Origin of the sequence: Kribbella sp. NPDC049227, assembly GCF_043197265.1 — a bacterium.
Lineage (GTDB): Bacteria > Actinomycetota > Actinomycetes > Propionibacteriales > Kribbellaceae > Kribbella.
On sequence record NZ_JBICST010000008.1, the window covers coordinates 449,381 to 473,671 of the forward strand.

Annotated in this window: 23 protein-coding genes; 16 read left to right on the forward strand and 7 right to left on the reverse strand. The window is 68.8% G+C overall.

All coding sequences use genetic code 11. From position 1 onward, the window contains the following. Window positions 1-124 precede the first annotated feature (124 nt). Entirely contained in the window at window positions 125-1,453 is a 1,329-nt protein-coding gene (locus ACGFH6_RS35300) for a hemolysin family protein (protein ID WP_393392922.1), read from the forward strand. Here ACGFH6_RS35300 and ACGFH6_RS35305 read toward each other — a convergent pair. The 3 genes from ACGFH6_RS35305 to ACGFH6_RS35315 form a co-directional block, all read right to left on the reverse strand. Continuing rightward, window positions 1,395-2,669, reverse strand: a complete 1,275-nt coding sequence (locus ACGFH6_RS35305; RefSeq protein WP_393392925.1) for an MFS transporter — start codon at window positions 2,667-2,669, stop codon at window positions 1,395-1,397. The two genes, ACGFH6_RS35300 and ACGFH6_RS35305, sit on opposite strands and share 59 nt — an antisense overlap. Before the next feature lie 2 nt (window positions 2,670-2,671). Continuing rightward, on the reverse strand, window positions 2,672-3,265 hold the full coding sequence (locus ACGFH6_RS35310) for a helix-turn-helix domain-containing protein (RefSeq protein WP_393392928.1): 594 nt from the start codon (window positions 3,263-3,265) through the stop codon (window positions 2,672-2,674). Between the two features lie 163 nt (window positions 3,266-3,428). Next, the gene (locus tag ACGFH6_RS35315; RefSeq protein ID WP_393392931.1) at window positions 3,429-4,271 is read right to left on the reverse strand and encodes an alpha/beta fold hydrolase; all 843 of its coding nucleotides are present in this window, start codon (window positions 4,269-4,271) and stop codon (window positions 3,429-3,431) included. A gap of 167 nt (window positions 4,272-4,438) precedes the next feature. Here ACGFH6_RS35315 and ACGFH6_RS35320 point away from each other — a divergent pair, with 167 nt between their 5' ends. Continuing rightward, a complete protein-coding gene (locus ACGFH6_RS35320) occupies window positions 4,439-4,822 on the forward strand; it encodes a YciI family protein (protein ID WP_360451445.1) in 384 nt (127 codons plus the stop codon). On the opposite strand, the gene ACGFH6_RS35325 is transcribed toward ACGFH6_RS35320, so the two are convergent. After that, complete coding sequence (locus ACGFH6_RS35325; protein WP_393392936.1) at window positions 4,819-5,808, reverse strand: N-acetylglucosamine kinase; 990 nt, start codon at window positions 5,806-5,808, stop codon at window positions 4,819-4,821. The genes ACGFH6_RS35320 and ACGFH6_RS35325 overlap by 4 nt on opposite strands. Before the next feature lie 257 nt (window positions 5,809-6,065). On the opposite strand from ACGFH6_RS35325, the gene ACGFH6_RS35330 reads away from it, so the two are divergent. From ACGFH6_RS35330 to ACGFH6_RS35350, 5 genes are all read left to right on the forward strand, one after another. Further along, on the forward strand, window positions 6,066-6,848 hold the full coding sequence (locus tag ACGFH6_RS35330) for a sugar isomerase domain-containing protein (RefSeq protein ID WP_393392939.1): 783 nt from the start codon (window positions 6,066-6,068) through the stop codon (window positions 6,846-6,848). A 24-nt stretch (window positions 6,849-6,872) separates the two neighbouring features. After that, on the forward strand, window positions 6,873-8,291 hold the full coding sequence (gene ngcE, locus ACGFH6_RS35335) for an N-acetylglucosamine/diacetylchitobiose ABC transporter substrate-binding protein (protein WP_393392942.1): 1,419 nt from the start codon (window positions 6,873-6,875) through the stop codon (window positions 8,289-8,291). Between the two features lie 2 nt (window positions 8,292-8,293). Continuing rightward, window positions 8,294-9,307 (forward strand): carbohydrate ABC transporter permease, encoded by a 1,014-nt coding sequence (locus ACGFH6_RS35340; RefSeq protein ID WP_393392944.1) that lies wholly within the window; start codon window positions 8,294-8,296, stop codon window positions 9,305-9,307. After that, on the forward strand, window positions 9,304-10,197 hold the full coding sequence (locus tag ACGFH6_RS35345; protein WP_393392947.1) for a carbohydrate ABC transporter permease: 894 nt from the start codon (window positions 9,304-9,306) through the stop codon (window positions 10,195-10,197). Before ACGFH6_RS35340 ends, ACGFH6_RS35345 begins: the two co-directional genes overlap by 4 nt. Window positions 10,198-10,322: 125 nt before the next feature. Continuing rightward, complete coding sequence (locus ACGFH6_RS35350; protein WP_393392950.1) at window positions 10,323-10,727, forward strand: hypothetical protein; 405 nt, start codon at window positions 10,323-10,325, stop codon at window positions 10,725-10,727. Between the two features lie 4 nt (window positions 10,728-10,731). On the opposite strand, the gene ACGFH6_RS35355 is transcribed toward ACGFH6_RS35350, so the two are convergent. After that, the gene (locus ACGFH6_RS35355) at window positions 10,732-11,277 is read right to left on the reverse strand and encodes an alpha/beta hydrolase (RefSeq protein ID WP_393392952.1); all 546 of its coding nucleotides are present in this window, start codon (window positions 11,275-11,277) and stop codon (window positions 10,732-10,734) included. A gap of 72 nt (window positions 11,278-11,349) precedes the next feature. Here ACGFH6_RS35355 and trpS point away from each other — a divergent pair, with 72 nt between their 5' ends. The 3 genes from trpS to ACGFH6_RS35370 are packed head-to-tail and all read left to right on the forward strand — an operon-like array spanning window position 11,350 to window position 14,034. Continuing rightward, window positions 11,350-12,414, forward strand: a complete 1,065-nt coding sequence (trpS, locus tag ACGFH6_RS35360) for a tryptophan--tRNA ligase (RefSeq protein ID WP_393392955.1) — start codon at window positions 11,350-11,352, stop codon at window positions 12,412-12,414. Between the two features lie 8 nt (window positions 12,415-12,422). Beyond that, window positions 12,423-12,935 carry a 2'-5' RNA ligase family protein gene (locus ACGFH6_RS35365; protein WP_393392958.1) on the forward strand — a complete coding sequence of 171 codons (513 nt, stop codon included), beginning with the start codon at window positions 12,423-12,425 and terminating at the stop codon, window positions 12,933-12,935. A gap of 28 nt (window positions 12,936-12,963) precedes the next feature. Beyond that, window positions 12,964-14,034, forward strand: a complete 1,071-nt coding sequence (locus ACGFH6_RS35370; protein WP_393392961.1) for a YihY/virulence factor BrkB family protein — start codon at window positions 12,964-12,966, stop codon at window positions 14,032-14,034. On the opposite strand, the gene ACGFH6_RS35375 is transcribed toward ACGFH6_RS35370, so the two are convergent. Together ACGFH6_RS35375 and ACGFH6_RS35380 are read right to left on the reverse strand one after the other, a co-directional pair. Continuing rightward, window positions 14,031-15,167: a D-alanyl-D-alanine carboxypeptidase family protein gene (locus ACGFH6_RS35375; protein WP_393392964.1), complete on the reverse strand. Its 1,137-nt coding sequence runs from the start codon at window positions 15,165-15,167 to the stop codon at window positions 14,031-14,033. The two genes, ACGFH6_RS35370 and ACGFH6_RS35375, sit on opposite strands and share 4 nt — an antisense overlap. Before the next feature lie 33 nt (window positions 15,168-15,200). Then, on the reverse strand, window positions 15,201-16,142 hold the full coding sequence (locus ACGFH6_RS35380) for a zinc metalloprotease (RefSeq protein ID WP_393392967.1): 942 nt from the start codon (window positions 16,140-16,142) through the stop codon (window positions 15,201-15,203). Between the two features lie 190 nt (window positions 16,143-16,332). On the opposite strand from ACGFH6_RS35380, the gene ACGFH6_RS35385 reads away from it, so the two are divergent. From ACGFH6_RS35385 to ACGFH6_RS35410, 6 genes are all read left to right on the forward strand, one after another. After that, on the forward strand, window positions 16,333-17,691 hold the full coding sequence (locus ACGFH6_RS35385; RefSeq protein WP_393392971.1) for a glutamine synthetase family protein: 1,359 nt from the start codon (window positions 16,333-16,335) through the stop codon (window positions 17,689-17,691). Continuing rightward, a complete protein-coding gene (locus ACGFH6_RS35390; RefSeq protein ID WP_393392974.1) occupies window positions 17,672-18,385 on the forward strand; it encodes a gamma-glutamyl-gamma-aminobutyrate hydrolase family protein in 714 nt (237 codons plus the stop codon). The genes ACGFH6_RS35385 and ACGFH6_RS35390 overlap by 20 nt, the downstream gene beginning before the upstream one ends. Further along, window positions 18,382-19,728 (forward strand): aldehyde dehydrogenase family protein, encoded by a 1,347-nt coding sequence (locus tag ACGFH6_RS35395; RefSeq protein ID WP_393392977.1) that lies wholly within the window; start codon window positions 18,382-18,384, stop codon window positions 19,726-19,728. Before ACGFH6_RS35390 ends, ACGFH6_RS35395 begins: the two co-directional genes overlap by 4 nt. Continuing rightward, complete coding sequence (locus ACGFH6_RS35400; RefSeq protein WP_393392980.1) at window positions 19,729-20,505, forward strand: 3-oxoacyl-ACP reductase; 777 nt, start codon at window positions 19,729-19,731, stop codon at window positions 20,503-20,505. A gap of 9 nt (window positions 20,506-20,514) precedes the next feature. Beyond that, entirely contained in the window at window positions 20,515-21,234 is a 720-nt protein-coding gene (locus tag ACGFH6_RS35405) for a FadR/GntR family transcriptional regulator (RefSeq protein WP_393392983.1), read from the forward strand. 267 nt (window positions 21,235-21,501) lie between these two features. Further along, complete coding sequence (locus ACGFH6_RS35410) at window positions 21,502-24,258, forward strand: AAA family ATPase (RefSeq protein ID WP_393392986.1); 2,757 nt, start codon at window positions 21,502-21,504, stop codon at window positions 24,256-24,258. Window positions 24,259-24,291 lie beyond the last annotated feature (33 nt).

Genomic DNA, 24,291 nt, shown 5'->3' on the forward strand with positions numbered 1-24,291 from the left:
TCGTAAACCAACAAACTCGAACATGCATGCTGGCACCTGCCGCCGGTAGGGTAGATCAATGGACGACTACGCCCAACGAACGCCCTCTCGGCATGTGACGAGAGGGCGCTAGGAACTCCCACCCATGAACGACACGCTGCTCAATATCGTCCTGATTCTTGTCTTCGTGCTGATCGGTGGGGTCTTCGCCGCAGCCGAGATGGCCCTGGTCTCCCTGCGCGAGAGTCAGCTCAAGTCCCTCTCGCACCGCGGCCGGCGCGGCGAGATCGTGGCCAAGGTGGCCGCCAACCCGAACCGGTTCCTGTCCGCGGTCCAGATCGGCGTGACCCTGATGGGCTTCCTGTCCGCCGCCTTCGGTGGCGCGACGCTGGCCGACTCACTCTCCCCGCACCTGCAGAAGCTGGGCCTGCCCGAGTCGGTCGCGAACACGGCCGCCCTGGTGCTGATCACCATCGCCATCTCCTACGTCTCGATCGTGCTCGGCGAGCTCGCGGCCAAGCGGCTCGCGCTGCAGCGGGCGGAGACGTTCGCCCTCGGCCTCGCCCCACTGGTCGACCGGATCGCCTCGATCGCCCGCCCGGTCATCTGGCTGCTGTCCAGGTCCACCGACCTGGTGGTCCGCGCGCTCGGCGGCGACCCGAACGCGAACCGTGAGGTGATGTCCGACGAGGAGTTGCGCGACCTGGTCTCCGGGCACGAGTCGCTCGGTGAGGAGGAACGCCGGATCGTCGACGACGTCTTCGAGGCCGGCGGCCGGCAGTTGCGCGAGCTGATGCTCCCGCGCACCGAGGTGGACTTCGTCGACGCGGAGATGCCGGCGTACAAGGCGGTGAAGTTCGCGGCCGAGCGGCCGCACTCGCGCTACCCGGTGATGAACGGTTCCGCCGACGACATCGTCGGGTTCGTCCACGTCCGGGACCTGTTCGACCCGGCGGTCGCGTCCCGCTCGGTCCGGGTCGGCGACCTGGCCCGCGAGGTGCTGATGCTGCCGGACACCGCGAAGCTGCTGCCCACGCTGACCGAGATGCGCCGCCGCAGTACTCACCTGGCGATCGTGCTGGACGAGTACGGCGGTACGGCGGGCATCGTCACGCTGGAGGACCTGGTCGAGGAGCTGATCGGCGACATCCGCGACGAGTACGACGAGGAGTCCGTCGAGACCACCCGGCTGCGCAGCGGCGACATCGAGGTCGACGGCTTGCTCAACCTGGACGACTTCGCCGACGAGACCGGTGTCGAGCTCCCGGACGGCCCGTACGAGACGGTCGGCGGGTTCATCGCCGCCCGGCTCGGCAAGGTGCCGGCCGCGGACGAGGAGGTCCAGGTCGCCGACCACAACCTGATCGTGATGGCGATGGACGGCCGCCGGGTCGCCCGCGTCCGGGTGCACCTGATCAAGCCGGCAGACGGTGAGCCGGTTCCGGATGCGGAGCCAGCGTCCGCCGCCGACTGACGATCACCAGACCGGCGACGACGTACCCGAGTCCCTGGAAGACGAGGACCGGGATGATGCCGACCGCGTCACCGAGGACACCGGCGGTCACGATGCCGACCAGCACCGCGACGCCTTCGGCGGCAGCGATCGCGCCGAAGACCCGACCGCGGATGCGGTCCTCGGTGAGGCGTTGCAGCACGGTCATCAGGCCGGCGATCGTGAACGCGCCGGGCACGCCGACGACGATCATGCAGACGAACGCCGGGATCAGGCTGTCCGAGACGAGCGGGTAGCAGAACAGCGTCAGGTCGACCAGGCCGAACAGCAGTGACCCGACCCCGAGCATCGTTGCTGCAGGCAACCGTGAGCCGATCGACGCCGCCACCAGGCCGCCGACGATGCCGCCGATCGCCTGCGACGAGACGATCAGGCCGTACGCCTTCCCGTCGCCGCCCAGCTCGGTACTGACGAACGGCGCGAACAGCGTGCTCATCACGCCTTCGCCGACACTGGTGACGACGCAGAAGCCGAACAGCAGCCGCATCCCCGCACTGCCGACACACAGCCGGAGTCCTTCGGTCCATTCCGCTTTCAGTCGCTTGATCGCCCCTTCGGCGGCCTCCTCCGCAGTCTGTTCTTCTGCACGAGGGCGTGTGGCCCGGTGGCGGATACCGGCGACGAGCGCGACCGCGACCAGGAAGGTCGCCGCGTCCGCGATCGCCAGCAGGGACAGGCCGCCGACGGCCGCGAGCACACCGCCGAGTGCGGCGCCGACGAGCCGCGCGATGTCGCGGATCTGACTGTTCAGGGCGTTGGCAGTCACGAGCTGCCCGGACTCGACCAGGGCCGGGACGAGGGACTGCTCGGCCGGGGTGAAGAACTGCTGCAGACAACTCTGGGCGAGGACGACGCAGTACACGATCCAGATCGCGCTCTCGTCCCGAACCGCCAGGAGCGGAAGCAGGACCACGGCGTTCAGGATGTTCGTCACGATCATCGTCGTCCGCCGGTCCCAGCGGTCGACGAAGACGCCGGCCAGCGAGCCGAGCAGGACCGGTGGCACGAACGACGCCAGCAGCAGTCCACCGGACGCGAGCGTGGATCCGGTCAGCACGTACACCTGGAACGCCAGGCCGGTGCGGAGCAGCCAGTCGCCGGTGAGAGAGATCAGCCCGGCGCTCAGCATCAGCCGGTAGTCGCGTTGCCGCACGAGGACGCCCCACAGGTCCTTCATCGCTACTCCTCGTCCGGTGTGATCGTGACGATCTGGGTGATGGAGACGTGCCGGCTCTCGGCCGGACGGGTGGACTTGTCGTCGATCGGCCGCTCGTCGATGTACCGCTGCACGAGAGCGTTGATCTGCTCGACGAGCTCGGCCAGCTCCTCGCCGGTCAGGTAGACACCGCTCTGCCCGATGCCGGAGTGGTCGCGCCAGATCGGGTCCTCGGCCGGCCGCTGCTGCTGCCACTTGCTGAGTGACTCCAGCGCCCGCTCGGCCAGCAGTTGCTCGAGTATGTCGGCCGCCGCGGCGCCTTCCGGGGTCTGGGCGGCCTCGCGCCACGACTGCGACGTCGACACCAGCCGCCAAGGCCGCTCCCGGTTGTCCTTGCCGGGAGCGGGCTCGACGAAGTCGTACTTCGCCAGCTGCCGCAGGTGGTGTGAGGCGAGTGCCTGGCTGATCCCGAGCCGGCGCGCCGCGTCGGCCGCGGTCATCGGCCCCTCCCGCCCCAGCAACCCCTGCAGATCCAGCCGCACCGGGTGTGCCATCGCCCGGATCGCGAGCGGATCGTCGAGCAGCCGCATCCGCCGCGGCTCATTCTCCAAAGACATGCTTGGAATATGCGTCAGGCCGAATGCGATGTCAAGCCATTGCTTGGAATGTTGTGACGTACCGACGAACGGGTAGTGGTCGGCGGCGCAGCACGACGCCCGGCGGAGGTCGACCGGCTGCGCTGAATTGGGGTCGACTACTACCCGTTCGTCGGTACGGCGGTCAGCCGGTCTGGTCGCGGATCCACTCGAGGCCGGTCTCGGCCTGGGCCAGGACGGAGATGTGACCGTCGCCGGGGAGGAGGCGAAGGGCGGCCGGGCGGATGTGCCCGGCCAGCCAGGCGCCGTGCGAGCTGGGGATGATGCCGTCGGTCTGACCGTGGAAGAGCAGAGTGGGCGCGGTGATGGTGGTCGGGTCGCAGCCCCAGGGCACTACATAAGAACAGTCGTCGTCGATCAGTCCGTCGGGACCGTCGGGCATCGACTTGTCGCCGGCGACCGAACCCAGCCAGCCCCACGGACCCTCGAACATCGCCAGGTCCGTGGCGGTGAACTCCGGGTCGTACTCGACCCCCGAGGCCTCGTGCCGCACCTTCGCCTCCCGGCCGGCCGCGGCGGCCTGGAGTGACGCCAGTCCCGACGGGATCATCCCGTCGTACCAGTCGAGTCCGTCGGCGTCGTACGGCGCGATGGCGGCGAACGTCGTGACTGCCTCGACCCGATCGCCGAGGATCGCGGCGGCACCGAGGGCGTACGAACCTCCGCCCGAGTACCCCATCAGTGCGAAGGTGCCGATGCCGAGGGAGTCCGCGACCGCGGTCAGGTCGGCGGTCACCGACGCCATCGTCCGGCCCGGCGCCGCGGTCGAACCGCCGTACCCGGGCCGGTCGAACGAGATCCACCGGATCCCGAGCCACTCGCCCGCCTCGGCCAGTGGCGCCGGCGGGGCGCCCAGATTCGGCGTGCCGTGGTGCCAGAACACCGCCAGCCGCGCATCGTCGCCGGGCGCGCTGTCGTACACGTGCAGCGTGCGCCCGTCCGCGAGCCGGAAGTTCATCTCGTACATGTCGCTCACCTTAGGTCGGTAGTGGCTTGGCGAGCGGTACGTCGGAGGGCCGCGGGAGGACTCGACATTTCGGGCGGCGAACTCTGCCCGGAGGCGAAATGTCGAGTCCTCCGGACCGCCTCCGACCTCTGCTGCGAAGATCCATCCAGACTCCGAAAGGAACCGTCATGAAGTACCTGCTGCTGATTCACAGCAACCCGATCACCTGGGCGCACCCGTCCTTCCTGCACACCGAGGAAGGCCGGGCGCTGCCGAAGAAGGCCCGCGACGCCCTGGCCGCGCAACTCGAGAACCTCCTCAACGAGTTGGACAAGTCCGGCGAACTGATCAACGCCGTGCCGCTCGAGCCGCCGGCCAGCACGAAGGTGGTCCGGGTCCGCAAGGGCGTCCGCGCCACCACCGACGGCCCCTACTCCGAGGCCAAGGAACAGCTCGCCGGCGTCTTCCTCGTCGACGTGGACACCCCCGAACGCGCCGAGGAGATCGCCGCGACCATCCCGGAGGCCGAGTTCTACGCGGTCGAGGTCCGCCCGGCCTCCGTTTTCGACTAACTGACCAGCCGGGTGTGGTTCTCCCGGGTCGCGAGGGCGGGGTCGAGGGCGCCGAGGGCCAGCCAGGTGGCGCCGCCGACCCCGTCCCGAGCGGTCAGGACCTCGCCGGAGAACTGCCGATGGATGTTCTCCCGGATCAATTTGCCGACCGGTGAGGATTCACCCGCGACACTTCCCGCGAGCACCATCGGGCCTTTGTCCGACGTTGTCGTGAGCCGGCTCACTGTTTCAATGAGCAATTCGGCTGCGCGTTTCACCAGCGCCCGTGCGGTCTCGTCATTCTGTTCGTACGCCGTCACCACGGTCCGCGCCAACTCAGCGAGCAGGACGGGGGGCCGGCTGTTCACCGTCCTGATCAAATCGTCACGCAGTACGTCGTACCCCTCACGCAAGGCGATCGTCGGCTCCTCGCGGTCCGGCAGGATCGCCTGGACGACGGCCTCGCCGAGGAGGCCGATCGGCTCGCCGAGATCGAGAGCGAGCAACACACTGCGCACAGCCTCCCGGCCCAGCCAGAATCCGGACCCCTCATCGCCCAGCAGCCAGCCGTGGCCGCCCGCGGTGCGGACCAGTTGGTGATCGCGGACCAGACCGGCGTTGCTGCCGGTGCCGACGATCAGCACGGTGCCGTCAGGCTCGGCCGTACCGGAGGCGAAGGCGACCTCCAGGTCGCCGATGAAGTCCGGCTCCACGACGAGCCCCACGCCGGACCAGGCGGCGTCGAACTGGGCCTTCACATCCGGGCGTCCCAGCGCCGATCCACCCGCGGCGCCGACCACCGCGGCCTTGACCGCGGTCGGATCCAGGCCGGTCAGCGCCGCGTGAAGCGCCTGGCCGAAGTTGGCCGCCGCGCTTGCGGGGTGGCTGGTCGGATTCCCGCCGGCCGCGGCCCCTCTTCCCACTACGTTGCCTTCATGGTCGGCGATCACGATGCGGGTGGAGGTGCCGCCGAGGTCGCCGCCCAGGACCAGTGCCGAGGCTGGCATCAAGACCACTGAGTCCGCAGGTTCTGACAGCGGGCGTTCGACCGACATACGCAATGCTCCAAACTGCTCAAAAGAGCCCTTTAGTAAGCACAAGAGAACAAGGTCACGCAACGGTCCCGATCTGGGAAGAAGAGTGAGATGAGCCTTGACTTTAGCTGTCAGTTGAGAAAAGTTCTGTCCAGCAAACCGCAAACTTGCGCACTTGTCGGCATCCGGAGTGTCGCAGCGAACACATTAGTGGAGGGGTGGGGCCGCTGATGGCCAGCAGTAACCCGGTGGAGACCGGCGGAGTGAGCGCGCAGGACTATGTTCACGCGCTGACGCCGATCATGACCGCGGTCACCGAGCAGATCGACGGTCCGATCCAGCAGGCCGCGGACCTGATGACCAAGGCTTTGCGCGCCGACGGGGTGATCCAGGCCTTCGGGTCCGGCCACTCCGAGGCGCTCGCGATGGAGATCGCCGGCCGCGCCGGCGGCCTGATCGCGACCAACCGGATCGCCCTGCGCGATCTGGTGCTGCTCGGCGGCGAATCGATCCAGGTACTGCGCGGTGGCGAACTGGAGCGCGATCCGTCGATCGCGCGCCGGCTCTACGACCTGGCCGAGCCGCACCCCGACGACCTGTTCGTGATCGCCTCCAACTCCGGGGTGAACGGCTCGATCGTCGAGTTCGCCACCGTGGTGAAGGAGAAGGGCCACCCGCTGATCGCGATCACCTCGCTGCAACACACCGGCGGGATGGACTCGCGCCATCCGTCCGGCAAGAAACTGATCGACTTCGCGGACGTGGTGCTCGACAACCACGCGCCGTTCGGCGACTCCGTGCTCGATCTTCCCGGCGGTGGGGGCAAGGTCTGCGCCGTGTCGTCCATCACAGCCGCCCTCCTTGCGCAGATGCTGGTGGCCGAGGTGCTCCGTAGGCTCACCGACGCCGGTGAGACTCCACCGGTGTACCTGTCCGCGAACATCCCGGGCGGCGACGAACACAACCACGCCCTTGAAGCAAGGTACGCCGGTCGCATCCGGCGTACTGCGTGAAACACTCCTTGGAAGGCGGGACCAATGACCACTCCCAACAACCTGTCGCGGCGGCTGTTCCTGCAGCGCGCAGCGGTCGGCACCTTGCTGGCGACCGGCGGCAGCACGCTGCTGGCCGCCTGTGCCGCCAGCGGCAGCGACGACAGCGGTTCCGGCAGTGAGGGCGCCGACAAGACCGCGGACAACCCGTTCGGCATGGCGGACAAGGCGACCGTCGACTCGGTGATCTTCAACGGCGGCTATGGCTACGACTACGTGTCGTTCGCGGCCAAGATCGCGGAGCAGAAGTTCGCGGGCTCGACGTTCAAGGTTGCTCCGTCCACCCAGATCGCCCAGCAGCTGCAGCCGCGCTTCGTCGGTGGCAACCCGCCGGACCTGATCGACAACTCCGGCGCGAACCAGATCGGCTTCAACACGATCCTGGACCAGCTGGCGACGCTGGACGACGTCTTCGAGGCCAACAACTACGAGGGCACGAAGATCGCCGACACCCTGTACCCCGGCGCCAAGCTCCCCGGTACCTTCGACGGCAAGTTCGTCGCCATGAACTACGTGCTGACCCTCTACGGCCTGTGGTACTCCGACAGCCTGTTCAAGGAGAACGGCTGGGAGCCGCCGAAGACCTACGACGCGCTGCTCGACCTCGGCGCCAAGGCCAAGGCGAAGGGCAAGTACCTGTTCGTCTGGGGCAAGGAAGCCGCGACCTACTACCACACCCTGGCCGTCGACTCCGCGATCAAGGAGGGTGGCGACGAGGTCCGGCTGGCGCTGGAGAACCTCAAGGAGAACTGCTGGTCGATGCCGCAGCTCCAGGGCGTCTTCAAGGCCATGGAGACCATGGTCAAGAACGGCTACTTCGTCCCCGGCGGCGCCGGCACCCAGTTCACCGCGGCCCAGGCGAAGTGGAGCAACGACCAGCAGGCCGTTCTCTACCCGTCGGGCTCGTGGATCGAGAACGAGATGAAGAAGGCCACCAAGTCGGGCTTCGCCATGAAGGGCATCCCGGAGCCCACGCTCACCGACAGCCCGAAGCTGCCGTACGAGTCGCTGCGCAGTGCGGCCGGCGAGCCGTTCATCGTCCCGTCGAAGGGCAAGAACGTGGCGGGCGGCAAGGAGCTCCTGCGGGCCATGCTGTCCAAGGAGGCGGCGACCAACTTCGCCAAGACGCGGCTGGCGCCGACGATCGTCAAGGGACTCGTTCCCGCGGACGGTTTCGGTTCGACCGCGCTGCAGTCGCAGACCGCGATGCTGGACGCCGCCGGCACCAACATCTTCGACTACCAGTTCGTCGGCCTGTACGGCATGAACACGGACAACCTGGTGGTCTGGAACTCGTTCCTGTCCGGCCAGCTCGACGCGGCGGGCCTGACGAAGGGCCTGCAGCAGATCACCGACAAGGTGCGTAACGACAGCTCCGTCAAGAAGATCCCGGTCACGAAGTGACCGTGACACAAGATGTCGTGCCGGAGGGCGGGCCCAAGCGGTCCGCCCCCCGGCGGCGCGGCGGGACGGCTCCCCGGCGCCGCCGGCCGCTGACCTTCGACCGGATCAGCTTCATGGTCGTGTTCCTCGGTCTGCCGCTCGCGGTCTTCGTGATCTTCGTGGTCTCCCCGTTCGTGCAGGCGCTCTACTACTCGCTGACCGACTGGTCGGGGTTCAGCTCGGGGATGAACTTCGTCGGCTTCGACAACTACGTCAAGCTGTTCCACGACGACATCTTCCTGAAGGCCGTACGCAACAACGTCGAGCTCGCGATCGTCGTGCCGATCGTGACGATCGTGCTGGCGCTGACCCTGGCCACGCTGGTGACGATCGGAGGCTCGGGCACCGGGACCGTCCGCGGACTGCGCAACTCCGGCTTCTACCGGATCGTGTCGTTCTTCCCGTACGTGATCCCCGCGATCGTGATCGGCCTGATCTGGGCGCAGGTGTTCACGCCGGGCTCCGGCATCCTGGACGCCGTACTGTCGAAGATCGGGCTGGAGCAGTTCGAGAACTACGCGTGGCTCGGTGACGCGCGGACCGCGATGCCGGCGTCGATGTTCGTGATGATCTGGGGCTTCGTCGGCTTCTACATGGTGCTGTTCATCGCCGCCATCCGGGGCATCGACCCCGAGGTGTTCGAGGCGGCCCGGATCGACGGCGCCGGCCGGTTCCGTACGGCGGTGTTCCTGACGATTCCGCTGATCCGGGACAACGTGCAGACGGCGTACATCTATCTCGGTATCGCCGCCCTCGACGCCTTCGTCTACATGCAGGCGCTGAATCCCGGCGGCGGCCCGCAGAACTCGACCCTCGTCATGCCCCAGCAACTCTTCACCACAGCCTTCACCAAGGGGCAGTTCGGTTACTCGACGGCGATGGGCGTAGTCCTGGCCGCGGTGACGATGCTGTTCGCGCTCCTGGTCTTCCTGGTGAACGCCCTGACCGGCGGACGTGAGCGGAAGGTACGCCGATGACAACCACTACCGCCGACCCGGCCGAACTCGCCGGCGAATCCCGCGCACCAGGGAACCAGTCCCGCGAGGGCAGGGGCGTGGCCACGACCGCCCACATCGCGCTGATCCTGTGGTCGCTGCTGGTGATCCTGCCGCTGCTGTGGACACTGCTGTCCTCGTTCAAGTCGACGCAGGAGATCCTGGGCAACCCGCTGTCGCTGCCGAGCACGCTGCGCTTCGGCAACTACGCCAGCGCCTGGACGACGGCCGGCATCGGTCGCTACTTCGCGAACACGGTGATCGTCGTCGGTGTCGCGCTGGTGCTGGTGATGATCCTCGGCGCGATGTGCGCGTACGTGCTGGCCAGATTCACGTTCCCAGGCAACCGGTTGATCTACTACTCCATGCTGGCCGGGCTGACGTTCCCGGTCTTCCTGGCGATCGTGCCGCTGTTCTTCGTGCTGAAGAACCTCGCGCTGCTCAACACCCTGCCTGGGTTGATCATCACCTACGTCGCGTTCGCGCTGCCGTTCACCGTCTTCTTCCTGCACAGCTTCTTCAAGGCGCTGCCGGGCGAGGTCTACGAGGCGGCGCAGATCGACGGGGCAGGTGAGTGGCGGTCGTTCTTCTCGGTGATGTTGCCGATGGCGCGGCCGGGGATGGCGTCGGTCGCCATCTTCAACTTCCTGGGGTTGTGGAACCAGTTCCTGCTCCCGGTAGCCCTGAACACCGACTCGAAGAACTACGTGCTCTCACAGGGCATGGCCTCGTTCGCATCGCAAGCCGGTTACGCGGTCGACTTCGGTGCCCTGTTCGCGGCCGTGGTCATCACTGTGGCGCCGGTTCTGGTGGTCTACATCATCTTCCAGCGTCAGCTGCAGGTCTCCGTCGCCGCCGGAGGCGTCAAGTAGCCGGGCGGGTGCTCCTCGGGTACGACGAGCGCCCGCCCGACAGCCCTGTGACCAGCGCATAGTTACCAAAAAAGCTCTCGCCCTTGTCGGTGGCTCGCCGTAGCCTCGAAGAGGGAGTGAGGGTGATGGAGTGGTTGGCTGTTCTGTTCTTGTTCTTCTTTCTGTGTGCGCTGCTCGACGCCGTGCTGCCGCACCCGAGGCCGTCGCGCCTGCATCGGTGGGTGCAGTCCCCGATCGATCGTTTGATCGGACGTCTTCGCCGTCGCCCGTGTGTTGAGGCAGACCCGTTCGACACCTTGTGGTTGCAGACCCGGCTCGGCCATCTGGCCGGCGAGATCAGGCGGATCGAGACCACGCCCCGGATCTATGCGCGAGCACACCGGTTGAAGGCCGCCGAGGCGGCGTACGACGATCTGCTCGACGAGGCCTGCCGGCTGGCCGGCGTACCGGGGGAGGCAGACCTGGAGCGCAGTGAGGAGAAGCGCTGGCTCGAGGAGCGGGAGCTGGCCTCGCGCGGCTGGTCCTGGTGATGCCTCAGGGCCAGACGACCTCGTCCAGGAAGTCCTCGACCGCCGTTGCCACCTGACCAAGGACAGCGGCCGACGCGGCGAGCCGGCCCGGGACGTACATCCCGTGGTCCGCGTCCGGCACCTCCAGCAGGTACGGCGTGAGTTCGCGAGCGAGAACGGGATCCCACAACTTGTCCGCCGTACCGCCGACCAGCAGGAACGGCGCGGTGGACCGGCGCAGCCCGTCGACCACCCAGGGGCTGGCCAGGTTCGGAGTCAGCCAGACCGCCGGAAGGGCACGCTCGGCGGCGAGGGGGCAGGCATAACTGCCGAGTGACTTCCCGACCAGCAGGATCTCACCCTCGGTGCCTTCCAGCGCCCGCGTCGCCTGCGGCAGGACCCACGGCCCGCGCTCGTCGTCGGTCAGTGTCAACGGCCGATCCGGCTCGTCCCACCACACGCGGATCACCTCCGCTCCCCGCTGCTCGGCGGCGTCGCCGGCGTACATGGGAAGGGGCGAGGCGGGACCGAACTGACCGCCGGGCAGGACGACCACTGTGCGCGAAGTCATAGTCGTGAGTCTATGAGTCGGCAGACCCGCCCCGGTGCCGGGTGGACTGGGGGCGCTGGCAGAATCGTGGGTATGTCTGTTGCTGCGTCTGACCCCTCCGCAGCCGGTTCCCAGCGTCGCCCTCGGGTGCTGTCCGGGATCCAGCCGACGGCGGACTCCTTCCATTTCGGCAACTACCTCGGGGCGTTGCGGCAGTGGGTGGCCCTGCAGGACGACCACGACGCGTTCTACTGCGTGGTGGACCTGCACGCGATCACGGTGGAGTACGACCCGAAGCAACTGCGGGAGCGGACCCGCCGCTCGGTCGCCCAGTTGCTCGCGGCCGGGATCGACCCGGAGCGGTCGACCCTGTTCGTCCAGTCGCACGTGCCCGAGCACTCCCAGCTGAGCTGGGTGCTGGGCTGCATCACCGGATTCGGTGAGGCCAGCCGGATGACGCAGTTCAAGGACAAGTCCGCCAAGGGCGGCGCCGACCGGGCGACCGTCGGCCTCTTCACGTACCCGATCCTGCAGGCCGCGGACATCCTGATCTACCAGGCCGACCGGGTCCCGGTCGGCGAGGACCAGCGCCAGCACCTGGAGCTGACCCGCGACCTGGCGCAGCGGTTCAACCACCGGTTCGGCAAGACCTTCCGGCTGCCCGAGCCGCACATCGTCAAGGAGACCGCGAAGATCGCGGACCTGCAGGACCCGAGCGCGAAGATGAGCAAGTCGAGCTCGTCGGCGGCCGGCATCATCGACCTCCTGGACGACCCGAAGGTGAGCGCGAAGAAGATCCGTTCCGCGGTCACCGACTCCGGCCGGGACGTGGTCTTCGACCCGGAGAACAAGGCCGGCGTGGCCAACCTGCTGACCATCTACTCCGCACTCACCGGCCGCAAGATCAGCGAGCTCGAGGACGAGTACTCCGGCCGGGGGTACGGCGACTTCAAGAAGGACCTGGCCGAGGTGGTGGTCGAGTTCGTCACCCCGTTCCGGGAGAAGACGCTCGGCTATCTCGACGACAAGGCACAGCTGGACGCGATCCTGGCCGCCGGGGCGGAGCGGGCGCGCGCCGTCACCGAGCCGACCCTGCAGCGGGTGTACGACCGGCTGGGCTTCGTGCCCGGACCGGCACTCCGCGAGTCGGGCCGGTAGGGCCGAGGATGGCGACGATCGGTGTCGCGATCCCGATCGCGGAGCCGTACGGCTCGGAGCTGCAGAAGTTCCGTGCCGAGTTCGGTGATCCGATGGCCGCGTCGATCCCCACCCATGTGACCCTGCTGCCGCCGACCGAGGTGGAAGGGGCCGATCTCGCCGTGATCGACGACCATCTGCTCGAGGTCGCGGCCCGGTTCCCGAGCTTCCGGATCCGGCTCCGCGGTACGGCGACGTTCCGGCCGATCTCCCCGGTCGTGTTCGTCCCGCTGGCTGAGGGCATCTCGTCCTGCGAGGTGCTGCAGTCGCAGGTCCGGTCCGGGCCGCTCCAGGTGGACCTGCGGTTCCCGTACCACCCGCACGTCACGGTCGCGCACGACCTGGACAAGGACGCGCTGGACCGCGCGTACGACGCCCTGGCGGAGTACGACTGTGCCTTCGACGTGGACGCCTTCAGCCGGTACGAACACGGTGCCGACGGCGTGTGGCGCCCGCAACGGTCGTTCCCCCTGGCAGGCTGAGACTCCGTTACCGGGGTACAGGAGAAGCATGGGGATCAAGAGGGCCTGGCGCTGGTTCAGCCGGACGCAGGTCTGGCGGGCCTGGCAGCGGTACGGCGACCGCCGGGGCAACCGGTTGGCGGGGGCAACGAGTTTCTTCGCGTTCCTGTCGCTGTTCCCGCTGATCGTGCTGGCCGGGGCGATCGTCTCCTCGTTCCTCGGCCCGAAGGCGATCGAGGCGCTGAAGAACACCCTCGAGAACAGCCTGCCCGGGATCGCCGACCGGATCGACGTCGACGCCCTGATCTCGCACGCCGGCACCATCGGCCTCATCTCCGCCGTCGGCCTGCTGTTCACCGGGCTCGGCTGGATCGACTCGCTGCGCGCCTCGATCCGCTCGATGCACGAGCTGGACGACCAGCCCGGCAACTTCGTCAAGCTGAAGCTCGCGGACCTCGGAGCGCTCGTCGGGCTCGGCCTGATCGGACTGATCAGCACCGGCGCGTCCTCGATCCTGACCGGGCTGTCCGCGCGGATCGTGGACGCCGCCGACCTGGAGGAGACCTGGCTGGCGAGCTGGGGCATCGACGCGGTCAGCATCGTGGTCGGCATCGGGGCCGGTGCGGTCCTGTTCCTCTACCTGCAGACCGCGCTGCCGCGGATCCTCCTGCCGCGCAAGGTCGCCCTGATCGCGGCGCTGGCCGGCGGCGTCCTGTACTACCTCGCCCAGAAGCTCGGCAGCCTCTACGTCAACCATGTCCTCGGCACCAACGCGGCGTACGGCGCTCTGGCGTTGCCGCTGGCGCTGCTGGTGTGGATCTACCTGATGACCCGGGCCCTGATGGTCGTCGCGGCCTGGGCGAAGGAAGCGACCCTCGACGCCGGTGCCAGGGAGGTGTCCGGGGACGGCCGCCTCAGGATTGCGGAGGAGCCGCTGCCGCCGGAGCTGTCCGTGGAGGAGCCTCTCCTGCCCGGACCGCCTGGGAAGCGCTACAAGGTGGTGCCAGTGCCTCAGCGCAAGGCGGACACCGTCTCCGTCGCCGCAGGGGCCGTGCTGGGCATTACCGCGATGACTCTGGTGAGTCAGCTCGCCAAGGCGGCCCGGACGCTTCGCCGCTAGTGGCGGCGTCTGCGGAGTGCTTTGGGGCGTCTGAGGAACAGACCGAGCAGTAGAACGGGTGGGGCGGCGTACACCCAGGCCGGGACGCGGAAAGCGAGCGACTGGACCGCCTGGCCGGGGTTGAGCACGGTCCGGCTGCGCGGTGGGTGCGCAGTACTGGTCCCTGTGGTGATCTTGCCCTCGGTGGTGCCGGTCTCGGCCTTCGGAGGCACCGCAGCGGCGGGTTTGACCAGCGTGCCGACCGGGTTGAGCTTGGTGTAGTTCTTGAAGGTCCAGGTGAGCAGGTTGCTCGCGTCCTCGGTCACGCCGTGCGGTGCGTTCATCAGCGTCACGACCAGCGTGTGGCCGTTGCGGCGCGCCGCGCCGATGAACGTGTTGCGGGCCAGCGTCGTGTAACCGGTCTTGACGCCCAGAGCGCCGTCGTAGCTGAACAGCAGTTTGTTCTGGTTCGCGACCTGGTACGTGCCGCCCTTGCCGGCGTTCGGGAAGGCCGTGTACTTCGTCGCCGCGTACTTGGCGAAGTCCGGCCGGGCCAAGCCGGCCTGCGCGAACAGGGCCAGGTCGTAGGCGCTGGAGAACTGTCCGTCCGCGTCCAGACCGGTCGGGTCGGTCACGTGGGTGTCGTCCGCGCCGATCTCTTTGGCCTTCTGGTTCATCCGCTGGATCGTCGCCGGGATGCCGCCCTGGTCGTGGGCGGCGAGCGCGTGCACGGCGTCGTTCCCGGAGGCCAGGAACATGCCCTGGAAGAGCAGGTCGACGGTGTAGCGGAGTCCGGGGTAGACGCCGACCTTGCTGCCGATGATGCCCGCGTCGGCATCCGTGCCGACGACCGGATCGGTCTTCTTCAGTCGCGGCAGCAGGACCAGGGCGGTGAGCGTCTTGAGCGTGCTGGCGGGCCGCAGCTTCGCGTGCGGCGCCTTCGCGACCAGTACGTCGCCGGTGTCGATGTCGGCCACCACGTACGCCGATGCCTGGACAGCCGGCGGTGCCGCCCCGTCGGCGACGACCGTCGGCTTCGCGGTCAGCAGGTCGCCGCCGACCGGGCCTTGTGGGCCCTGGCCGGCGGCGGTCGCTGTCAGAGGTCCCGCGACCACCAGTGCGGTGGTTGCGCAGGCCGTCAGAAGCAAACGCATCGGCGGCACTCTAGACGGCTTCGGGTCCCTGCGTCACGCCCGGTAGGCCGTCCACATGTTGCTGATGCGGGTGCTCTGGCCGGGAGTGAACTGGTTGTAGCAGGAGTCGTAGGAGTAATCCATGTAGTTGTGGATGGGGTCCAGTCCGGACAGTGAGCAGGAGTCCCGGCCGGTCGGGCAGCCGCTGCTGGGGCTGCTCTGGGCCGGCGTGTCGGACACCGAGTCGTTCGTGCTCGTGCAGCCGCCCTGGAACGTGTGGTACAGCCCGAACCAGTGGCCCGCCTCGTGCGAGGCGGTCTTGCCGAGGTTGAAGTTCGTCGCCGAGCCGCCGGGCAGCGAGGTGTACTGCACCCGGATGCCGTCGATCGACGGGTTGCTCGCGTAGTCCCACGGGAACGTCGCGATCCCGAGGTACGAGAAGTCGACCAGCCAGATGTTCAGGGCGTTCTTGCCACCCTTGCGCGTTTGTGACCGGTATGTCGTGCTCTGGCCGTCGCGGTGCCAGGTGTTGTTGTTGAACCGGTCCGTGCCGGCCAGGTAGAACGTGAAGCCGGTGTTCGCGGCCTGGGACGACTCGCCACCGGCGAAGTCCTGGTTCAGCTCGGCGATCTGCTGGTTGATCTGGGTCGCGGTGACGTCGCCGGCGCCGGTGCTGCTGCGCATCACGTGGATGTAGACCGGAACGCTCGCCGCGGCGAGCGTTCCGGCCTGGGGCGTCAGACCGCGGGCCGCCTTGGCCTTGAGGATCTGCGCCGTCCTGGCCTCGATCGACTGCTGCTCGGCCGCGGACAGGTCGCGGTGGTCGGCGCCGAACCCACCGCGGGCCGCGGGACCGTCGGCCGGGGTGAGACACGGGTTGCCGACCTGGTCGACCGGCAGTTGGGCGGTCGCCTGGCCTCCGAGTGGGCTGAACGCGAGCGCCGTACCGGCCAGCAGGACGGCCAGGGCGCGGGGGCGGGTAACGAAAGATCGCATAGCGGTCCTCCAGAATCGGGCCGCTTGGGCGGTGCGGCCGAATCCCCCGATTTTCCGCGCCACCCCGGTCCCTGCCCAGACCCCGCAGTGTCACGGCACCACCACGCCGCAGCCAGGCAGCAGCATTGACAGGACCGGCTGGGCTTGAGTCAATGGACTGGGGGCAGACCAATAGATCCGAGGAGTGGACGTGGCTGCTGGCAGGATTCGGGTGCAGGAGTTGCGGGATCTGGTCGGGTCCGGGCGGATCGACACGGTGCTGGTGGCGATCACGGACATGCAGGGGCGGCTGCAGGGGAAGCGCTGTGGCGCGCGGTACTTCCTCGAGGAGGTGCTGAGCCACGGGACCGAGGGGTGCAACTACCTGCTGGCGGTCGACGTCGACATGAACACCGTCGACGGGTACGCCATGGCGTCCTGGGAGCGTGGGTACGGCGACCTGGTGATGGCGCCCGATCTGAACACCCTGAGGATCGTCCCGTGGCTGGAAGCGACCGCGATGGTCCTCTGCGACGCGCAATGGCTCGACGGCACCCCGGTGGTCGCGTCACCACGCCAGGTCCTCCGCGCGCAACTCGACCGCCTCGCCGCCAGGGGTCTCGGGGCGTACGTCGGCACCGAGCTCGAGTTCATGGTCTTCGACGAGACCTTCGAGTCGGCCTGGGACAAGCGCTACCACGACCTGGTCCCGGGCAACCAGTACAACGTCGACTACTCCCTCCTCGGCACCTCGCGGGTCGAGCCGCTCCTGCGTGACATCCGCAACGGCATGACCGGCGCCGGCCTCTACGTCGAGTCCGCCAAGGGCGAATGCAACCTCGGCCAGCACGAGATCGCGTTCCGGTACGACGAGGCCCTCGTCACCTGCGACAACCACTCGATCTACAAGACGGGTGCGAAGGAGATCGCCGCGAAACACGGCAAGAGCCTCACGTTCATGGCGAAGTACGACGAACGCGAGGGCAACTCGTGCCACATCCACCTGAGCTTGCGGTCCACCGCGGGAGACGCCGTCCTGGCCGGTGATCGCGAGCACGGGTTCTCCGAGCTGATGGAGCGGTTCGTCGCCGGCCAGCTCGCCTGCCTGTCCGAGTTCACCTACCTGCTCGCGCCGAACATCAACTCCTACAAGCGGTTCGTCCGCGGCAGCTTCGCGCCGACGGCGGTCGCCTGGGGCCTGGACAACCGGACCTGCTCGCTCCGCGTGGTCGGCCACGGCGACTCGCTCCGGGTCGAGAACCGTCTCCCCGGCGGCGACGTGAACCCTTACCTGGCCGTCGCGGCGATCGTCGCCGCCGGCCTGCACGGCATCGAGAACGAACTGGAACTCGAGCCCCTGCTGGAGGGCAACGCGTACGACTCCGACAAGCAGCACGTACCGGCCACGTTGCGCGAGGCGGCCGCGCTGTTCACCGGCTCGAAGATCGCCCGCGACGCCTTCGGCGAGGAGATGGTCGACCACTACGCCAACGCGGCCCGCGTCGAGCTCGACGCGTACGACGCCGCCGTCACCGACTGGGAGCGCATCCGTGGCTTCGAACGACTCTAGGCCTCGCATCGGCATCACGACGTACCTCGAGCCGGCCGCCTGGGGGATCTGGCAGCGCGAAGCCGCCCTCCTCCCACGCGCCTACCTCGACGGTGTCGTCGCGGCCGGAGGCGTGCCGCTGCTGTTGCCGCCGGTCGGCACCGACCCGAGCGTCCTCGACGTTCTCGACGGTCTGATCGTCTCCGGTGGCTGCGACGTCGACCCTGCCTCGTACGGCGCCCCGCCGCATCCGGAAACGGTCGACACCAGGCCGGGCCGGGACGAGCACGAGCGTGTCCTGATCCAGGGCGCACTCGACCGGGATCTGCCGCTGCTGGCGATCTGCCGCGGCCTGCAGATGCTCAATGTCACGCTGGGTGGGACGCTGCATCAGCATCTCCCGGACGTCGTCGCCCACGAGGCGCATCGACCGGATGCGGCGGTGTTCGGCACCACCGAGGTCAAGGTCGAGCCGGACACTCTCACCGCCCGCATCCTGGGCGAGCGCACCGGGGTCCGCTGCTACCACCACCAGGCCATCGACGGATTGGCGCCGAGCCTCACGGTCACGGCCCGCGCCGGCGACGGAACGGTCGAAGCGGCCGAGGCGCCGGAGCACAGCTTCGTTCTCGGCGTGCAGTCGCACCCGGAGGAGAACCTCGACGACCTGCGGCTGTTCGCCGCCCTGATCGCCGCCGCGAGGAGCCGTTCATGACGTACGACGTGATCAACCCGGCCACCGAGAAGGTGGTCCGCACGATCGCCCTGGCCACCGAGCGGGAGGCGGACGCGGCGATCGCCAGGGCCGCGGAGGCCTTCCACACTTGGCGAAACGTCGCTCCGGCGGATCGCGGCCGGTTGCTGCGCCGCTTCGCCGACGCGGTGGACGCGGATCTGGAGAACCTTGCCGCACTGGAGGTCGAGAACGCGGGTCACACCATCGGCAACGCCCGTTGGGAGGCCGGCAACGTCCGCGACGTGCTGACCTATTACTCGGCGGCCCCGGAACGCCTGTTCGGCAAGCAGATTCCTGTTGCCGGCGGCATCGATATCACCTTCCAGGAACCGCTCGGTGTGGTCGGTGTGATCGTGCCGTGGAACTTTCCGATGCCGATCGCCGGCTGGGGTCTCGCTCCCGCGCTGGCGGCCGGCAACACCGTCGTACTGAAGCCGGCCGAGCTGACGCCGCTGACCGCGCTGAGGCTCGGCGACTTGGCCCTCGAGGCCGGGCTGCCACCAGGTGTGTTCGAGGTCGTGCCGGGCAAGGGAACGGTGGTCGGGCAACGGTTCGTGACGCATCCCGCCGTTCGCAAGGTGGTCTTCACCGGGTCGACCGTGGTCGGCAAGCGGATCATGGCCGGCTGCGCCGACCAGGTGAAGCGCGTGACGCTGGAGCTCGGCGGGAAGTCGGCCAACATCGTCTTCGCGGACGCGGATCTGGACAAGGCCGCGGCCCAGGCGCCGTATGGCGTGTTCGACAACGCCGGCCAGGACTGCTGCGCGCGATCGCGGATCCTGGTCGAGCGGTCGGCGTACGACCGGTTCCTGGAGTTGCTCGAGCCCGCGGTGAAGAGCTTCACGGTGGGCGACCCGTCGGATCCGGCGACCGACATGGGTCCGTTGATCTCGAAGGCCCAACTGGACCGGGTTGCGTCGTACGTCGAGAATCCGGCTTTTCAGGGCACAGCGCCCCAAGGTCCGGGGTTCTGGTTCCCGCCGACCGTTCTCGCGCCCGCGAGTGGTCGGGCGGTGCGGGAGGAGATCTTCGGGCCGGTGGTGGCGGTGATCCCGTTCGAGGACGAGGCGGACGCGGTGCGGATCGCGAACGATTCGGAGTACGGCCTGTCCGGCTCGATCTGGACGCGCGACACCGGCCGTGCGTTGCGAGTCGGCCGGGGTGTCGAGGCGGGCAACCTGTCGATCAACTCGAACTCGTCGGTGCGGTACTCCACACCGTTCGGCGGCTACAAGCAGTCCGGGCTCGGCCGCGAGCTCGGCCCGGACGCGCTGGACGCGTTCACCGAGACCAAGAACATCTTCATCAGCACGGAGGACTGAATGGACTCACAGGCACACCGGCTGGAAGGCCGGGTCGCGGTGGTCACCGGCGGTGCGAGCGGGATCGGCCTGGCCACGGTACGACGCCTTGCCGCCGAAGGGGCCAAGGTCGTGATCGGCGACGTCGATCCGGCCGCCGGGAAGGCCGCCGCGGACGAGGCCGGCGGGCTGTTCGTGGCCACCGACGTGACCGACCAGGCCGCGGTCGAGAACCTCTTCCGCCAGGCGTACGACACGTACGGCAGCGTGGACATCGCCTTCAACAACGCGGGCATCTCGCCGCCCGAGGACGCGTCGATCCTGGACACCGGACTGGAGGCGTGGCGGAAGGTGCAGGAGGTCAACCTGACCTCGGTGTACCTGTGCTGCAAGGCCGCGATCCCTTACATGCAACGGCAGGGTCACGGCTCGATCATCAACACCGCGTCGTTCGTCGCCGTGATGGGCGCGGCCACCTCGCAGATCTCGTACTCCGCGTCGAAGGGCGGCGTACTCGCGATGAGCCGCGAGCTCGGCGTCGAGTTCGCGCGGCAGGGGATCCGGGTCAACGCGCTCTGCCCGGGTCCGGTGAACACGCCGCTGCTGACCGAGTTGTTCGCGAAGGATCCGGAGCGGGCGCAGCGGCGGCTGGTGCACGTGCCGATGGGCCGGTTCGGTGAGCCGGAGGAGATCGCGGCCGCGGTCGCCTTCCTGGCCAGTGACGACTCGTCGTTCATCACCGCCAACACGTTCCTCGTCGACGGCGGAATCTCGGGCGCCTACGTCACCCCGATCTAATCTGTGCTCATGGTCGCCCAGGCAGACGACGCGGTGTTCCGGCCGGTCCGGACGGGCAACCCGTTCGAGGAGACGGTCGAGAGGTTGCTGCAGGCAATCAAGCTCGGCGTCGTCGTCCCTGGCGACCGGCTCCCGTCCGAGCGCGACCTGGCGGCCCGGCTGAACGTCAGCCGGGTCACCCTGCGGGAGGCGATCCACGCGCTGACCGAGGCCGGGTACGTCGAATCCCGGCGCGGGCGGTACGGCGGCACGTTCGTCAACGCCCAGCTGCCGAAACCCCGTCGTACGCCGGCCAGACGGCTCGCCCGCGAACTGGGCGACGGGCTGGAGGACGCCCTCGTACTGCGCTCTGCCTTGGAGACCGGGGCAGCGGAGGCGGCGGCGTGCCGCGCGTTGGGCGACGCCGAGCAGGAGCATCTCCGGCGTTGTCTCGCGGAGACCTCGGCCGCCAGGTTGTCCGACTACCGCCGGTTCGACTCGCGGCTGCATCTCGCGATCGCGGAGGTCTCCGGGTCGCCGTCGCTGACGTCGGCGACCGCGGACGTCAGGATGCGGCTGAACGAGTTGCTCGACGCCATCCCCTTGCTGGAACGCAATCTGCGGCACTCCAACGAACAGCACGAGGCGATCGTCGACGCCATCCTGGCCGGCGACGCGCCGGCCGCCCGGCTGGCGATGCAGGAGCACCTGTCCGGCACCGCCACCTTGCTACGCGCGTTTCTCGCCTGACTCCGCCTCGAATCCAGCTGATCGTCGGCTGGACCCACCTCGGGCTGGGTACCGGACCAGATACCCAGCCGGTGTGTCCTTTGTCTACAACGTCGGGGTGGGCGATCCGTGCCCCGGCACCATCGTGCCGCCTGACTGCTCGGATCTGGGCAGCGTCGGGTGACAGGATGGTGACGGGATGGTTTCCTCATGTGACACTCGCCGTGTCGTCCGGTCATTGACTGTGATAATCGACGAGGGTAATCCTTCGAGGAGTATGTGGGATCGATGACTGACGACGAGCTGGTCGGGCGCGCCGGACTGGTCGAGCGTGCGAAGAAGCAGCTCGAGACCAGCGGCAGCGTGCTGCTCTACGGCCCGACCGGGATCGGCAAGTCAGCCATGGGCCGCGCCCTGGTCGCCGACCGGACCCGCGCCGGGTGCCGCGTCCTCAGCGCCGCCCCGTCCCAGAGCGAAGCCGGTCTCCCGTATGTCACCCTCCTCGATCTGCTGTCCAACCAGCTCGAGCTCGCGTGGACGGTGCTCCCCGACCACCTCCGTCAGCCGCTCGAGGTCGCGCTGCTGAAGGCCAGTGCGCCCGACACGGTCCGCGACGAGCTGGCCGTGCGCCTCGCCGTACTGCATGTGCTGCGTCGACTCGCGGCGAACGGGCCTGTGCTGCTGGTCGTCGACGACATCCAGTGGGTGGACCCGTCCAGCCTGGAGGTGCTGACGTTCTGCGCCCGCCGGCTGTCCGAGGGCGTGCACATGCTGGCCACGGAGCAGGTGGCCGACGGCGACCTGCCGGTCATGGCCGAGGCGTGCCCGGAGCCGGTGCTGCAGCTGGAGGTCCCGCCGCTCGCCGAGCCGGACGTACTCGGTCTGCTGCGTCAACGGCTCTCCAGCCCGCTGCCCGTACGCACGGCTCGCCGCATCTTCACTGCCAGCGCCGGCAACCCGTTCATGGCGCTGGAGCTCGGCCGGGCGGTGTTGCGGCACCCGCAAGGCGTCTCGCCGAACGATCCGCTCCCGGTGTCGAGCCGGCTCAAGACGTTGCTCGGCGACCGGCTGTCCGACCTGACTTCCTCCGCGCACGAGCTCCTGCTGCACGCAGCCTCGTCGCCGCGGCCGACCACCGCCCAGCTGGCGCAGTCGCTCGGACGGCCGATCGACACTGACCTGGCCGAGGCCGAGTCGCTCGGGCTGATCGACGTGTCCTCCGAGCGGCTCCGGTTCGCGCACCCGCTGCTGCGGGAGTTCGTGTACGCCGAAGCCACCTCGGCAGCTCGTCGTCAGGCCCATGCGCAGCTGGCCGCAGTGGTCGACGAACCGGTCGAGAACGCGACCCACCGGGCCTTGGCCACCCAGGAGGCCGACCCGGAGCTCGCATGTGCGATCGAAGAGGCCGCCGCTGTCGCAGCCGGCCGGGGTGCACCCGGAGCCGCCGCGACGCTGTGGCGACTGGCGGCCGAGCGTACGCCGTCCAGCCTGCCGGACGAGCGTGCTCGGCGCTTGACCCGGGCTGCTGACGACGCCGCAGCCGCGGGGCATCTCGCGGAGTCCGCTGAGATGGCGCGTCTCGCCGTACAGGCGGCCACTGCGCCGGAGACCAAGGTGCCTGCGCTGTTGTTGCTGGTCGATGCCGCGTGGCCGGACCCGGATCGCCGGAGCGAGATCCTGGCCGAGGCGTTCGAGGCGTCGGTCGGGGACCGGCGGCTCGAGGCGCGGGTGCGGATCATGCGCAGCCACAGCAAGTACTTCGATCGCCGGCTCGACGAGGCGCAGGAAGACGCACGGGTTGCGGAGGGCCTGGCGCGGGAGAGCGGCGACACCGAGGCGCTGGTGGATGCGTTGAGCGCGGCCAGTTCGGTGCTGATGTCGCGGGACGCGAAGCAGACCGCGGACGCCTTGCTGCAGCAGGCGGCCGAGCTCGCGCTCGACCTGCCGCTCACCAAGACCGTGGTCAACGCTCGGCAGATGGCGGCCATGCGGGAGTTGTTCTGCGGCCGGACCGACGAGGCGATCACGGCGATCAGCTCGCTGGTCGACGAGGTGCGCGACGGCGGTGCGATGCGGTGGCTGGCGTCGGTGCTGATCTCGGCGACCGCGATCTACGAGCGCAGCGGGCGTGGAGCGGATGCGCTCGCCGCCGGGCACGAGTGCTACCAGTTGATGCAGGACATCGGTGAAGAGGCCGAGGTCGGCATGATCATCGCCAGCCGCGCGGAGTGGGCCGGCGGTACGGCGGCGATGGGCCGGCAGCTCGCGGAGGCGGCGCTGGAGGGGGTCCGCCTGGTCGGCAACGACGAGTGGACCGGCCCGGCGCTGGCCAGTCTCGGGCTGATCGGCGTACTGACGGGTGATCCGCAGCGGGCGGTGGAGGCGTTCGACGCGATCGCGAACTCAGGTGAGGCGGCGATGCCGTTCGACCCGGCGGTGATCCCGTGGCACGCGGACTACGCCGAGGCGCTGGTCGCGGCGGGGCGGCTGGACGATGCGGCGGCGCTGATCGCGGACATCCGGGCGCGGGCCGAGACGCTGGATCGTGCGGTGATCCGGGTCGGGCTGGCGCGAGCGGAGGCGTTGCTGATCGCGAAGCAGGGCGATCCGGCGGCGGCGCTGGATCTGCTCGAGGAGACGATCGCTACGGCGGGCGATCGCGTCTACCCGCTGGACCTGGCCCGGTGTGAGCTCACCCGCGGCAGGGTGGCCCGGCAGGCCCGCCGGCGGTCGGTGGCACGGACGGCGTTCCTGGACGCGATCGAGCAGTTCGAGGCGTACGGCGCCCCGGCGTGGCGCGAGGTCGCCGAGACCGAACTGGCCCGCCTCGACGTCCCGAGCCGCAGCCGCCAGCCGTCCGAACTCACCGACAACGAGCAGCAGATCGTCGCGATGGTCCGCGACGGCTCCACCAACCGCGAGATCGCCGCCGCCCTCTACCTCTCGGTCAAGGCCGTGGAGTCCCAGCTGACCCGGCTCTACCGCCGCTTCGGTGTCGCCAACCGCACCCAGCTCCTCCGGATGGTCGACCGCCCGCACGGCTGAACCGTGCGGGGAAACCCTTGAGGTGACCCGTGG

Bases quoted from the DNA above. Each gene is read 5' to 3' on its own strand.
- ACGFH6_RS35300 (WP_393392922.1), top strand. From the start codon at position 125: ATGAACGACACGCTGCTCAATATCGTCCTGATTCTTGTCTTCGTGCTG.
- ACGFH6_RS35305 (WP_393392925.1), bottom strand. From the start codon at position 2,669: ATGAAGGACCTGTGGGGCGTCCTCGTGCGGCAACGCGACTACCGGCTG.
- ACGFH6_RS35310 (WP_393392928.1), bottom strand. From the start codon at position 3,265: ATGTCTTTGGAGAATGAGCCGCGGCGGATGCGGCTGCTCGACGATCCG.
- ACGFH6_RS35315 (WP_393392931.1), bottom strand. From the start codon at position 4,271: ATGTACGAGATGAACTTCCGGCTCGCGGACGGGCGCACGCTGCACGTG.
- ACGFH6_RS35320 (WP_360451445.1), top strand. From the start codon at position 4,439: ATGAAGTACCTGCTGCTGATTCACAGCAACCCGATCACCTGGGCGCAC.
- ACGFH6_RS35325 (WP_393392936.1), bottom strand. From the start codon at position 5,808: ATGCCAGCCTCGGCACTGGTCCTGGGCGGCGACCTCGGCGGCACCTCC.
- ACGFH6_RS35330 (WP_393392939.1), top strand. From the start codon at position 6,066: ATGGCCAGCAGTAACCCGGTGGAGACCGGCGGAGTGAGCGCGCAGGAC.
- ngcE (WP_393392942.1), top strand. From the start codon at position 6,873: ATGACCACTCCCAACAACCTGTCGCGGCGGCTGTTCCTGCAGCGCGCA.
- ACGFH6_RS35345 (WP_393392947.1), top strand. From the start codon at position 9,304: ATGACAACCACTACCGCCGACCCGGCCGAACTCGCCGGCGAATCCCGC.
- ACGFH6_RS35350 (WP_393392950.1), top strand. From the start codon at position 10,323: ATGGAGTGGTTGGCTGTTCTGTTCTTGTTCTTCTTTCTGTGTGCGCTG.
- ACGFH6_RS35355 (WP_393392952.1), bottom strand. From the start codon at position 11,277: ATGACTTCGCGCACAGTGGTCGTCCTGCCCGGCGGTCAGTTCGGTCCC.
- trpS (WP_393392955.1), top strand. From the start codon at position 11,350: ATGTCTGTTGCTGCGTCTGACCCCTCCGCAGCCGGTTCCCAGCGTCGC.
- ACGFH6_RS35365 (WP_393392958.1), top strand. From the start codon at position 12,423: ATGGCGACGATCGGTGTCGCGATCCCGATCGCGGAGCCGTACGGCTCG.
- ACGFH6_RS35370 (WP_393392961.1), top strand. From the start codon at position 12,964: ATGGGGATCAAGAGGGCCTGGCGCTGGTTCAGCCGGACGCAGGTCTGG.
- ACGFH6_RS35375 (WP_393392964.1), bottom strand. From the start codon at position 15,167: ATGCGTTTGCTTCTGACGGCCTGCGCAACCACCGCACTGGTGGTCGCG.
- ACGFH6_RS35380 (WP_393392967.1), bottom strand. From the start codon at position 16,142: ATGCGATCTTTCGTTACCCGCCCCCGCGCCCTGGCCGTCCTGCTGGCC.
- ACGFH6_RS35395 (WP_393392977.1), top strand. From the start codon at position 18,382: ATGACGTACGACGTGATCAACCCGGCCACCGAGAAGGTGGTCCGCACG.
- ACGFH6_RS35400 (WP_393392980.1), top strand. From the start codon at position 19,729: ATGGACTCACAGGCACACCGGCTGGAAGGCCGGGTCGCGGTGGTCACC.
- ACGFH6_RS35405 (WP_393392983.1), top strand. From the start codon at position 20,515: ATGGTCGCCCAGGCAGACGACGCGGTGTTCCGGCCGGTCCGGACGGGC.
- ACGFH6_RS35410 (WP_393392986.1), top strand. From the start codon at position 21,502: ATGACTGACGACGAGCTGGTCGGGCGCGCCGGACTGGTCGAGCGTGCG.